The organism is Pedobacter sp. AC163 (assembly GCF_979258665.1).
Genome location: NZ_OZ409872.1, coordinates 1,399,302 through 1,410,893 on the forward strand (window position 1 = coordinate 1,399,302; position 11,592 = coordinate 1,410,893).

Sequence of the window (11,592 nt, forward strand, 5' to 3'; positions counted from 1 at the left end):
GATTTGAGTTGATAACGGGCCATGATTCTGGCGTCTGCTAAAATAGCACATTATCAGTTTTGCTTTAAGTTTATTTGAAAATATCAATTAATGAGCTCACCTTCTCCCTAAATTTGGTTACCTCATAGACGGCATGGCATTGTCGCGATTGAAGAACATGACTTTGCATATAAATGGGAAAAAATCGCTCGTTGATGTTATTCGAGATGCCCATTCCAACATCTCAAATAACAACAAAACTGGGATGCTTTAAGCAACTAATGTTGTGCTGATTCTCCGTTTAATGCTTCTTTTTCCAGATAAGTTTTTAAAGCTTCCAGCGCTTCTTTCCAACCTTCCTCGTGTGGATGTATTCCTTCAGTTTCACTTTGATTCTCCTGTGTGATCGTTAGTTCAGAGCCTTCTTCCGCAGCTTCAAAGCCAACGGTAAGCAGGTAATTACCATTTTCAAGTGCTGCATCATCAACGATCCAGTTCCAGGTATAAACCAGTTTTTGTTCTGGAATTACAGATTGATACATGCCCTCGATGGTTAATTTACCGGTGGTCTCGGCTTCACTTTCGAAATGATACGCAACTTTTCCGCCTTCCTTAATATCGTTCTCAACATTTGAAAGTGTTTTCCCTGTTGGTTTCCACCAGGCTTTCAATGCAGATTCATCTGTCCAGGCCCTGAATAATGTTGCGGTGTCAACATTAAATTTTTCACTAATTTTAATGGGTTCGTTTTTCATGTTATTGATTTAAAAGTATAATTTACAACATCAAAAAACTGGAAAAGTTCAATTAATCTAAACTTCACAGGTGGCTATTGAGTTTTAGCTTAACGAGAAAATCTTATTATTAAACCATGCGCCACCGTTTCCTAAAAAGCCGCAGCAACAAAGGTTTTCATGCTTAAACAAGATTTAAACCAAGTTCTTCGAGCCTGCTCATAATCCATACCGAGATCCCAAATAAGAAAAACCATGTTCGGTGTTAGTGTCAGAAGTTATTGTTCAGATTATTGCTAAGACACGAATTAATTCTACGGCCATTTACCATTACAGTACAAGCTCCGCATTGTCCGTGGTCACATCCCTTCTTTGTACCGTTTAATTTAAGATGTTCCCTGAGGGCATCAAGCAACGTTGTTCTGGTATCAAGTGCTAACTGCTGTTTTTCCCCATTTACAACAAACGAAACATCTGCTAAAGCAATTTTATTTGATTTGCCAGCCGTTATGCCTGTAATTTTGGTAGCAGCTATGGCAGAAATCGCTGCCGTTGTGCCAATTATCATTTCCCTACGGGACAGCTTTAAACGATTATCATTTTCCATAAATTTTTATCAGATGATTACTCTCGAAGCTGCGTTTACATTGATTTTCATATCATATGATGTTCTAGTTGTTCTCAAATTTTACGACAATATTTCCATTGCCCAAAGCCGTGGCAAGTCCGCTGGGATTGTCGACATAGCCTAGGTTTGTATAGCTGTATGACGTGTTGAAGCCTTTATAAAATAAAACAAGGGTATTGCTTCCGTAAAGCGTTAAATCGCCCACTTTGATATTTCCACCAACCGAGGCATTGGCGGGCAAACTGTTTGGCAGATCGTAATATTTTTCGTTGCCGTTCAGTTCCGTCATATTGACGGTGAGCGGCAACCTCGCCCTCAAAGCGCTCGCACTTGGATTGTCATAAAGCGTTACCGTAAATACATCGCTGCCTATTGTAATTTTCATTTTGGTGGTAGATGGGTTGGTAGTAATTAAATTTGAATCTTCATTCTCCTGGATTGAGATGGTTTCATTACCCTTTTCGCAGCTTGCCATACCTAACGACAGGGAAGCAAACAGCATCATGCTTGTTAATACGTTTTTCATCCTCCTTCTATTTTAAGTGGGTTTTAAAGAATGTTTCCAGTTTATCAAATGGGATCAGATCGGTTTTATCGTAAAGATCTACATGGCCTGCACCTTTTACATAAACCAGCTCTTTGGGCATCGCTGCTCTTTTGTAGGCGTCTTCGCTAAATTCTTTTGAATGCGCCTGGTCTCCGGTAATGAAAAGCAGTGGACGTGGAGAAATGGTTTCGATATCATTGAAAGGATAAAAATTCATGAATTTCGTATTACTGCTTAAGGTTGGTTTTGTTGTTGTTTCTTTAGATGCTCCTTTTGGCGTGTATTCCCCACGGGGCGTTCTGTAAAAATCAAAAAACTCACGCTGGATTGGATGGGTGTTTGCCTCCAATTTTAGAACTGTTCCGCCAGTGTATTTAGTTTCACCACCTGTAAATTCTGCATATCGCTGTTCCGCTGCATCAGCAATAATATGCTTCCTTTGCTCCAGGGTTTGTGAATGGTTCAGCGCATCACGGTTCGCCGATCCCATATCATACATACTCACCGTTGCGATGGCTTTCATTCGGGGATCGATCTTTGCAGCACTGATCACAAAGCTTCCACTTCCGCAAACGCCGATAATCCCGATATTATTCCTGTCAACAAATGGTCGTGTTCCCAAAAAGTCGACGGCCGCACTGAAATCTTCAGCATACATATCAGGCAAGACTGCGTTACGTGGCTCACCCTCACTTTCTCCCCAAAATGAGAGGTCGATCGCTAAGGTGATAAAGCCTCTTTCAGCCATATTCGAAGCGTACACATCGGCGCTTTGTTCCTTCACTGCCCCCATCGGATGACCGACAATAATTGCAGGGTTCTTCGTTTTTATGTTTATATTATTGGGGATGAAAACATGCCCTGCAACTTGCATTTGATATTGGTTCCTGAAGGTTACTGCATAAATGGTTACCTTATCACTCACCTTAAACGTGGTATAGTTCTTTCCTGATATTTCTTTCATCGGTATTGAATTTGATTTGGATTGTGCGACTGCCGTACCATAAGAAAAGATCGCAGTCAGCGCTATAAAAAGTAATTTTTTCATGTTAAATGTTTTTAATGAATTTTGCCGGAACTCCCCCGACAATTGTATCTGGAGCAACATCTTTGGAAACAACTGCTCCCGCGGCAACAACGGCGTTTTCGCCGATGGTTACACCCGGAAGTATGGTTGCACCCGCACCAATCCATGCATTTTTTTTGATGTGAATGGCTTTTGGAACCAATGAATGCCTGTCCTCAATTGATATTGGATGTCCTTCAGATAGCAGACTTACTTTCGGAGCGATAAATACATTGTCCTCAATGGTAATTCCGCCCAGATCCAAGAACACACAATCGAAATTGATAAATACATTTTTGCCTATCTTGGTATGCTTCCCATAATTGATATGCAAGGGCGTAAAAACCACAACACTCTCATCGATTTCCGAACCCGTTATTTGGCTTAAATAATTTCTTATTTCATCGGGATCTGCGGTACTGTTCATCTGTATCAGAAGTTTCTTGGTCGCAAAAGATTCTTCCCGCATTTCTGTATGCTTCGGGATCGTTCGATAAAATGGTTTCCCCATTGCGTAACCTCTTGAAAATATTCCTATTGCTCATTGTCCTGATTTTTATACTGAAACAAAGATAAAAGGAACTTAGAGGTATTCTGTTACATTTATTTCGCAAGTAATGTCACATATCACCTATTAATGGATAAATAAGAGTACGTTGACCCATCTGACCAGTACAACATTTGTTGCAAGTTTTAGATTGTTATATTTGATAAATGAAATGAGTTTATGAGAATCATTAACTCAAGATCCAATTCTATTAGCCTGTGTATTAGATAATGCCTCAGAAACATCCATCATTATCAAATATTGCGGGAATAATGGAAAATACACACATTCAAATTAGCTAATGGATAAGTTAACGGACTTATTGGTGTATATAACTTATTACTTGGCCGGATTATAAACTTTGTTTTTCGTGCATGATTCAATTATTTTATCAGAAATTAATGCATGACTGGATAAGCCAATCAGGTTAACCCCTTTCCGCAAATTTGTTAATCAACCGACGAGTAATTCTATAGAAAATTTATTTTTGGTTGAGCGGGGTCAACCCTTTCTGGTTTATGCAAAAAACACTTCATCAACATAAAATCGTCGAACCAATAATACGCGAATCAGTAAATAAACGACAACCCCTAGTTTTCAGGTTCATGATAAAGGGGAGCGCCAGCTGACATCTCCCCCTACCAATCATCCAACTAAAACTATTTTTGTAGCGCCTATTAAAATGAGCCTGACACAATTTATTTAATGAACCTGGACATGCAAAAAGCTAAATAATAGCTATTGTACTTCTTTTGAAATGTTTTTCTATTGCATGTTTATAATCTGTCTTTGTCCACAGATCTTATATTTTTAGATAGAGACTCAGACAAAGACAATTTTGTCAGGTTTGTTTTTCAGGTGATGAAAGCAATTCAGCTTAATTAAAGAGCTACTGATAAGCTCTTTCAGAAGCACTTAGTTTACCACTTTGACCTGACTAGCCTTGACGAGCAGTTTGACATTAAATATCATATGAGGATCCCGATACTGTCCAACTGTCATCTTGATAATCCCAAGGTTTCGCTCAACCCTCTTGTCAAAAACCTTTCTTCCGCCGATGATCACAGTTACCGGTTTATCCAGATCTACCAGCTGATCGTTGAGATTTAGTTCAAGCTCGCTAAAATCATTTTTGGAAACCAGTATTTGGTTACCCTTAATTTCTACCTCTGCTTTCTCCCCAGCTGCTGTTTTTTGAATTGAGGTAGACAGCCAGTAAAAGCGGTCCTGCAGGCGATTGTCCTGAACCCAGATTACCTTTTTTGGCAACGTGTTTCTCACAAAATTTGCCATCCACGGGATGGCTATGGTATCCCTTTTATCCATCCAGTGTGGTTTATCGGGATATAAATGAAACTCATGTGCATAGCCTCCCGGATCTTGCGCACGTAAGCTATCAAGCTTTCCGTTATACCTGGCGGCTAAAGTATTTCTGTTGTATGCGGAGTCCAGGCCACCCATAAATATGGAAAAGGGCAGATTTCGAAGATTGCGCATATCAGCATCTCCGGGATGTCCTGCCATCATGGAAGCTGCTGCAAACCTATCGGCCATGCGGGGTGCCAACTGAAACACCCCGTCGCCACCCGCAGAATATCCAAGAATATAAACTTTATCCGGATTAACGTCCTGAGAAATAACCGCATATGTGATTATAGAGTCCAGCATATTATCAATATGATCCTCATGCCACAAATTCCAGGTATTAGTCGGAGCTCTTGGTACCACCACTAAGCCTTCCTTGATGTTATAAAGCGTTCTCTGGTTTTCCCACTGCTGATTATTAACCGCAACGGGAGCCTGTCCACCACCATGCAGCGAAATATAAAGACTTCGTCCCCCGGCGGGTTTATCGCCAAAAACGCGGTAAGCAATTGCCATTTTATATTTTTCAAAAGTGATTACTCCCTCTCCCCAGGCACGTTCAGCAGCAGGCAATAGTCTTTTTTTCTCTTCATTCCATTCTTTCTGTGCAGCATTCTCAGCTTGCAGTTTAGTTAGCTTTTTTTGAGCTAAAACATCTGGGCACCAAAAAAGCATGAGCAAGCACGCGATCATTGCGCTACGAAATGGGATTAATATGTTGTTTTTCATTTTCCGTATAAGTGTTTAGTCTTTTAAAAGTTGGAGAATGCCTTCGTTTTCTATAATGAGCATTCCCTGGCGGTCAGAGGTGATTCCATCGTCCAACAAATAGGTATATTTCGGTATAGTACCGTTCATGATGGTAGGCAAATACTTAAATTGTATGTTCCCGTTATTTTTCCTGAGTTCCTCACCGACTTCAATAATATGAGTAGAGATAACAAAAACAGTGTTTTGATACTTCGAAAAAGCCTTGGTAACCAATAAGGTTCCATCATAAGCATCCTTAACATTGGTGCCTTTGAAAAGTTCATCAAAAAGGACCACAAAACTTTTCCCCGAGGCTACATTAACCGCCGCTTCCTTTACCCTTAACACCTCCGCATAAAAGTGGCTATGTCCCATTTCCAGATTATCTGCCATGTTGATAGAGGAAAACAGGCCGTCTCTCACTGAAAAACGCATAGATTTTGCTGCAATCGGGAATCCAAGGTGCGCCAGATAGACAGCAATTCCAAAAGATTTCATGAGTGTAGATTTTCCAGCCATATTTGCTCCAGTCAAAAAAACCATGTTTTCAGGTTCGCTGAAACGCAGGTGATTGGCCACGCCTTTGGGCAATGCCGGATGGCGAAGTGAATCAATTTCCATGGTGTTATCCGTTGCATTTAACGATTCGGCATAGGAAAAGTTATTCAACGCGGCGACTTTGGCTACTGCAGTGTAAACATCCAGATGAAATAGTGTCTCCAATAGCAATAACATTTCTTTCCGTAAGCGCTGTCTCAACATAAAGTCAAACTCAGCGATCTGATATAGCGGCATTTCGTTTAGCACTTCGTTTCCAATTAGCTTACCTAAACGCGTATCTTCAAGTACAGTCTTCAAGTTTGCGATCAGGTCATCCAGCGAAGAAGAAGATCGATCCTGGTATTTATTCAAAAAAGCATTGGTGGTATTCAGGATGGAAAGCATAGCAGTTAAACCCTTTACAAGATTATCATACTGCTGCTCTCGTAAAAGAACCCCTCTGATTTTTTTGCTGTAAACTTTAACAAGTGAGATAAAATAGAAATCATTATTCTCTTCAGCTAAGTAGTCATCTGCATCCTTAAAATGATCGCTATTAAATGGAAAGTCTAAACCACTTTGTTGTATGTACTGAAAAATCCCACTGCGTTTATTGATATTTTCAGCGTCTGTAAACGGGGCGTTAAACATTTGCTGCAGAAGTTTTTCTCCGCCTGCAGTCTTTACCTTATTGAATAAGCTGAATATCGAACCGGATCTGTATTTACCCGATAAGTTAAGATCACTCCGGGTTTGTTTGTCTATTATAAAACTCATATCAGCCTTGTTTATTCTGCTCCAGTCCAGATTCTAGAATTTCCAAAATTCCTTCATTCATAATAATTAAAAGTCCGTGTCTATCTGCAGTCAGCCCTTGCTGTATCTTATAAGAATACGAGGGCATATTTTCCTGCATGCTTGTGGGTAAATAAATGAAATTGATACCATTGCATCTTTCCATCAAAACTTCTCCGGCTTCGATGATGTGGGTAGAAATCACAAACATACTATTTCGTTTAAGCGAGAACGCCTGAGTAAAGGCGATAGTTGCCTCACAGGCATCTTTTACATTTGTGCCGCGAAACATTTCATCAAAAAGCACAAAGAGGTTTTTACCGGATTTTAACTCAGCTGCAATTTTTTTCACTCTTAAAACTTCTGCATAAAAATGACTCGCACCCATCCCGAGGTTGTCAGGCAGGTTGATAGTGGTATACATCCCATCCAATACGGAAAATTCCATTTTTTCGGCCGGAACAGGAAAACCCATGTGTGCAAGAAAAAGCGCAATACTGAAAGACTTCATAAAAGTCGATTTACCTGCCATGTTAGCGCCAGTCAGGAAGACCACATTAAGATCGCTTCGCATCGTGATAGAATTGGCTACAGCCCGATCTATATGGGGATGAAAGAACCCCTGCACATCCAAAACCCGCCTGTCCATCGGCAAGGCTTTCGCAAATACAAATTTCCTTTCTGTCGCTACTTTAGCAATCGCGAAATAGGCATCCAACTGATACACAAAATCAAGGACGAGGAAAACCTCTTCTCTGTGAAGGAATCTAAAAAATTCGTCATAAGCAATGAATTCCCTGGCAGAGGGGCCTCGTCCACTGTGCAGCTGGAGAATGCTGGAAAAATCCGGATCGTTTAAAATATTTGCAATAAAATTAAACCTGTCGGCAAATGGATGTTCGAATACCGTCTCCTGAAGTTTGAGAAAATCGCGTAATTGTCCCAGCAATTTAATTAAAGCGGCAATTCCCTGATGAATTAAAGCCGTATCCGAATCTAGGGCAACTAAGTTGTTGATCCGCGAAGTAAGCGAATCTTCTTTAGCCGACAATTTGGTCCGTTCATCCTTCATCCTGATATAAGATTCGATCGGATCGAAATGATCCAGACTTATCGGAAAATCCCCTCCGGATAATTGCAGGTACTGGATAATGGCGGCCCTGCTATTTATTTTTTGGACATCTGTAAGTGGCGAGCGAAACATTTCCTCCATGACACCTCCCCCTCCTCGAGTCTTCGTTTTATTAAAGATTTCGAAGATAGACTTCTGACCTGGTCGGCCAAAGATATTCAGGTCATCCAATGTTTGCTGATCGGTTTGAAAAGACATATTTATTTTCTTTTTCTACGAATTAATATCAAACTGCCACAGGCCAACAACATACCCGGCACAACCCATAGCAGTATTATTTTGATTAATTTAACCTGATCTTTTGCTAAGAAAAGAACGGTATCCTGCGGCGACGGCCTAAAGCTGCTTATCGGGAATGCGCCATAACTCAACCAACTGAATAGTCCGGTGTTAAACACGAAATTTGCTGTCCTCATATTAAAGCGGTTTAGCTCTGCATTTGACATTAGATCTGCATCAGAAAGAACAATAATGCGCTGATCTTTCCCTTTTACGTTCCTCCTTAAGCTTAGCGCAAGTGGCAGGGATTTCTTTAGGTCGCCTTTTGCAGGCTCGAATTCAACCACTGCCGAGTCATTCAAAAACTTATCTCTTTTTAGCCAGCTTCTGCCCGGGTCGGTTACCAATAAGGGATTGATAACAAAATCACTGTGATTCTCGACCGAAAGTGCTCCAGCTGATGGCATAGACACCACAACACTATCCTGATGCACTTTTGCCAATGGCAGAAACATCCCTGCAGCTGCTCCTGTTAGAAAAGGTGCGGCGAGATCAGGCTGAAGTTGCTTACTCTGTTGAACGATGGTACCTTGCATAAACTGAACGCCCATTTGCTGCAGAATCGGATTCAGAATACTTTGTTTACCCGGTTCTCCCGATAACATTAAGTTTCCGCCATTATCAATGTACGTCTGCAAATTTTTCAATGCTGAAGAATTAAGCGCAACTTTTGGATCTGCAATCACTAGCGCAGAAATTCCTTGCGGAACGGCTGTGCTCGACAGGGCGATGGTATCCACATCAAAACCTTGATTCAACAAAGAACTTCGAAAAGTTTTAAGATTGGTAAGGGCCTGGTATTCCCGATCGCCAATTTTATTGATATTACGCTCCAGTTCTCCCGTTGCAAAAAGAATTCTGGGCATTTTTGCCTGAAGTAGTCTTTTCAAGGCAGCTGAAACTTCGGTTTCAGACGGCCAGTGATCGTTATCAGGAAAAATCCGTAAAAAAGTTTTGCGCCCCTTATATTTTAACTGCATGATGTAGAAATTGGGCTCCTTTGAAAGGTCAATATTTTTTCGGATTTCTTCCGGAGTTTTGAAATCGTCGAGGTTCAGGTTCAGATTTTCAGCCACCTTTGCCGCTACCTGAGTAAGGGTCTTGCCTTTATTACCATTCATAACCCCTCCACCTTGCGCAAGCGTGTCATAATACATCACCGTTTTAAGCTCGATATTATGTTTGAAACGGACGTAAGGCAACCATTGATTAATATTTTTCTGGTACGATTCAGGATTTCCATCTTCCATAAAGCCGCCAAATAGATTCATATATCCGGTAACTTCTAAAGGTTCATCTCCAAGTTCACGAATAATCTGCTGAGTGGAAGGTTTAAGGGTATTGGTTTTATTAGTTGTCACATCAAAATAAATGATCAACTGGGGAATTGAACTAATGTATCCGATTGCAATGGTAGTGATCACGATTAAGCTATACCGCAACACCTTTGCTGACGCAGACGTAGTTTCCATCCCCGATTTCAACTTGTAGATCGTTAAACTCACAAAAAGAAAGATGATTGCAAAAAAGTATATTATCCCGTTACTCGTAATCAATCCTGCAAGCATCCAGTCGGTACGGCCGGCTACAGATAAGAAATAGGTTACATCCCTTAAAAACGGAATACCCTTCCAAAGGCCGGAAACGTTATATAAAATTCCAAAAGTTACAAAAGTGCATACTGCAGCTACAATCTGGTAAGTAGTGAGCGAAGACATGAATAAGCCAATTGCCGAATATGCGCAAAGTAACAGGAAAAGACCAAGCACGCCACTCATTAACATTCCTACATCTGGAGACTTCACAAAAAAGCAGCTTAAAATGATATATAGGGAGACAATACTTACCATTACAATGCTCATGACCATCATAGCGGTAAACTTCCCTAACACGATATCGCTTACTCTGATGGGTGAGGAATAAAGTAACTTGATAGTACCACTGCTTATCTCGCGGCTAATCAATCCCATGGTAAGTAGTGGAAGATATAGATAAAGGTTTCCCATTACCGTGGAAAATACTCCGTTAGCGCCGGAGAAAATCTGGGCTATAATACTGAACGGGATTTTATAGCCGCCTTCCTGCACCTGTACCATTCCTTCTACCCCTTTCACAAAGACCAGGCCGCATTGGACCATAAAAATGATGATGAGGAACCACGCAATTGGAGAATAAAAAAGCAGCTTCAACTCTGTTCTGGCGATTCTGAATATTGTTTTCATTAAGAATATGTTAAGGGATTAATGTTGTGAAAGTTGTTTAAATATTTCCTCGACCGAGTTTTTTTCAAGAGTGATTTCCTGTAAACGCCAACCATTGTTTACGCTTTGAGTTACGATCGTCTCTGTAATTTCAGGCTCTCCACTAAAAAAGAGGCGAACAAGCCTGTCATTGAGTAATTCAACCCTCATGATCCCCTGAATAGCCTCGAGTTCCGCGATATTGGGCATATTGTTCAAATGAACGAGCATACTGTGGGGTTCGATGTAGTTGTTGAAAGCATCCATTGTATCTTCGAAAACTATTTTGCCGTTTTCAATCATTTTGATATCCCTGCACAGCAACTGAACCTCAGAAAGTATATGGGATGAAAAAATTACTACCCTGTCTTTCGCTATTTCTCTGATCAGTGAACGCACTTCTATAATCTGATTTGGATCCAGGCCATTCGTTGGTTCATCTAAAACCAGTACATTCGGCCGATGGACAATGGCCTGAGCGATTCCAACACGTTGGCGGTACCCTCCAGAAAGGTTTTTTAGCAAACGGCTACTGAAGTGACTGATGCCGCAACGGTCTTTTGCCTCTTCTACAGCATCTTTTTTGATCTTGCCAGACATGTTTCTCAGCGATGCACAATAATTCAGATATTCATCAACCGTTAAGTCCAGATACAATGGTGGATTTTGTGGAAGAAACCCAATTTCCATCTTGGCCTGCATGGGGTCGTCCCGAAAATTAATACCATTAATATATACGGATCCCTCTGTTTGATTTAGTGATCCGCAGAGGATATTCATTGTGGTGGATTTACCTGCCCCATTTGATCCCAGCAAGCCTACGATACCAAAGTCGGAGATTTCTATATTGATATCACGTATCGCCCAGCTACTACTGTAACGATGTGACAGATGCTCTATTTTTACTATACTTTGTTTCATAATTTTAATTTTTGGACATAAGTATCCTTTATCTATGGTTATCTACCCACAGATAAAACCTTATACCTT

The 11,592-nt window shown here is 40.7% G+C and carries 10 protein-coding genes; all 10 read right to left on the reverse strand.

The window, feature by feature from the left end; all coding sequences use genetic code 11:
* Positions 1-257: 257 nt before the first annotated feature.
* Entirely contained in the window at positions 258-734 is a 477-nt protein-coding gene (locus tag ACZZZK_RS05830) for an SRPBCC family protein (protein ID WP_463483321.1), read from the reverse strand.
* Positions 735-984: 250 nt separating this feature from the next.
* On the reverse strand, positions 985-1,320 hold the full coding sequence (locus ACZZZK_RS05835; protein ID WP_463483322.1) for a 2Fe-2S iron-sulfur cluster-binding protein: 336 nt from the start codon (positions 1,318-1,320) through the stop codon (positions 985-987).
* Between the two features lie 64 nt (positions 1,321-1,384).
* Positions 1,385-1,867 (reverse strand): cyclophilin-like fold protein, encoded by a 483-nt coding sequence (locus tag ACZZZK_RS05840; RefSeq protein ID WP_463483323.1) that lies wholly within the window; start codon positions 1,865-1,867, stop codon positions 1,385-1,387.
* A gap of 7 nt (positions 1,868-1,874) precedes the next feature.
* Positions 1,875-2,936 (reverse strand): alpha/beta hydrolase, encoded by a 1,062-nt coding sequence (locus ACZZZK_RS05845; protein WP_463483324.1) that lies wholly within the window; start codon positions 2,934-2,936, stop codon positions 1,875-1,877.
* Position 2,937: 1 nt separating this feature from the next.
* Positions 2,938-3,465, reverse strand: coding sequence for a DapH/DapD/GlmU-related protein (locus ACZZZK_RS05850; RefSeq protein ID WP_463483325.1), 528 nt, complete (start codon positions 3,463-3,465; stop codon positions 2,938-2,940).
* A 951-nt stretch (positions 3,466-4,416) separates the two neighbouring features.
* Entirely contained in the window at positions 4,417-5,595 is a 1,179-nt protein-coding gene (locus tag ACZZZK_RS05855) for a hypothetical protein (protein WP_463483326.1), read from the reverse strand.
* Positions 5,596-5,610: 15 nt separating this feature from the next.
* Complete coding sequence (locus ACZZZK_RS05860) at positions 5,611-6,933, reverse strand: MutS-related protein (RefSeq protein ID WP_463483327.1); 1,323 nt, start codon at positions 6,931-6,933, stop codon at positions 5,611-5,613.
* A 1-nt stretch (position 6,934) separates the two neighbouring features.
* Positions 6,935-8,281: a MutS-related protein gene (locus ACZZZK_RS05865; RefSeq protein ID WP_463483328.1), complete on the reverse strand. Its 1,347-nt coding sequence runs from the start codon at positions 8,279-8,281 to the stop codon at positions 6,935-6,937.
* Between the two features lie 2 nt (positions 8,282-8,283).
* Entirely contained in the window at positions 8,284-10,584 is a 2,301-nt protein-coding gene (locus tag ACZZZK_RS05870) for a Gldg family protein (protein WP_463483329.1), read from the reverse strand.
* Between the two features lie 18 nt (positions 10,585-10,602).
* Complete coding sequence (locus tag ACZZZK_RS05875) at positions 10,603-11,523, reverse strand: ABC transporter ATP-binding protein (RefSeq protein WP_463483330.1); 921 nt, start codon at positions 11,521-11,523, stop codon at positions 10,603-10,605.
* Positions 11,524-11,592 lie beyond the last annotated feature (69 nt).

Bases quoted from the DNA above. Each gene is read 5' to 3' on its own strand.
- ACZZZK_RS05830 (WP_463483321.1), bottom strand. From the start codon at position 734: ATGAAAAACGAACCCATTAAAATTAGTGAAAAATTTAATGTTGACACC.
- ACZZZK_RS05835 (WP_463483322.1), bottom strand. From the start codon at position 1,320: ATGGAAAATGATAATCGTTTAAAGCTGTCCCGTAGGGAAATGATAATT.
- ACZZZK_RS05840 (WP_463483323.1), bottom strand. From the start codon at position 1,867: ATGAAAAACGTATTAACAAGCATGATGCTGTTTGCTTCCCTGTCGTTA.
- ACZZZK_RS05845 (WP_463483324.1), bottom strand. From the start codon at position 2,936: ATGAAAAAATTACTTTTTATAGCGCTGACTGCGATCTTTTCTTATGGT.
- ACZZZK_RS05850 (WP_463483325.1), bottom strand. From the start codon at position 3,465: ATGGGGAAACCATTTTATCGAACGATCCCGAAGCATACAGAAATGCGG.
- ACZZZK_RS05855 (WP_463483326.1), bottom strand. From the start codon at position 5,595: ATGAAAAACAACATATTAATCCCATTTCGTAGCGCAATGATCGCGTGC.
- ACZZZK_RS05860 (WP_463483327.1), bottom strand. From the start codon at position 6,933: ATGAGTTTTATAATAGACAAACAAACCCGGAGTGATCTTAACTTATCG.
- ACZZZK_RS05865 (WP_463483328.1), bottom strand. From the start codon at position 8,281: ATGTCTTTTCAAACCGATCAGCAAACATTGGATGACCTGAATATCTTT.
- ACZZZK_RS05870 (WP_463483329.1), bottom strand. From the start codon at position 10,584: ATGAAAACAATATTCAGAATCGCCAGAACAGAGTTGAAGCTGCTTTTT.
- ACZZZK_RS05875 (WP_463483330.1), bottom strand. From the start codon at position 11,523: ATGAAACAAAGTATAGTAAAAATAGAGCATCTGTCACATCGTTACAGT.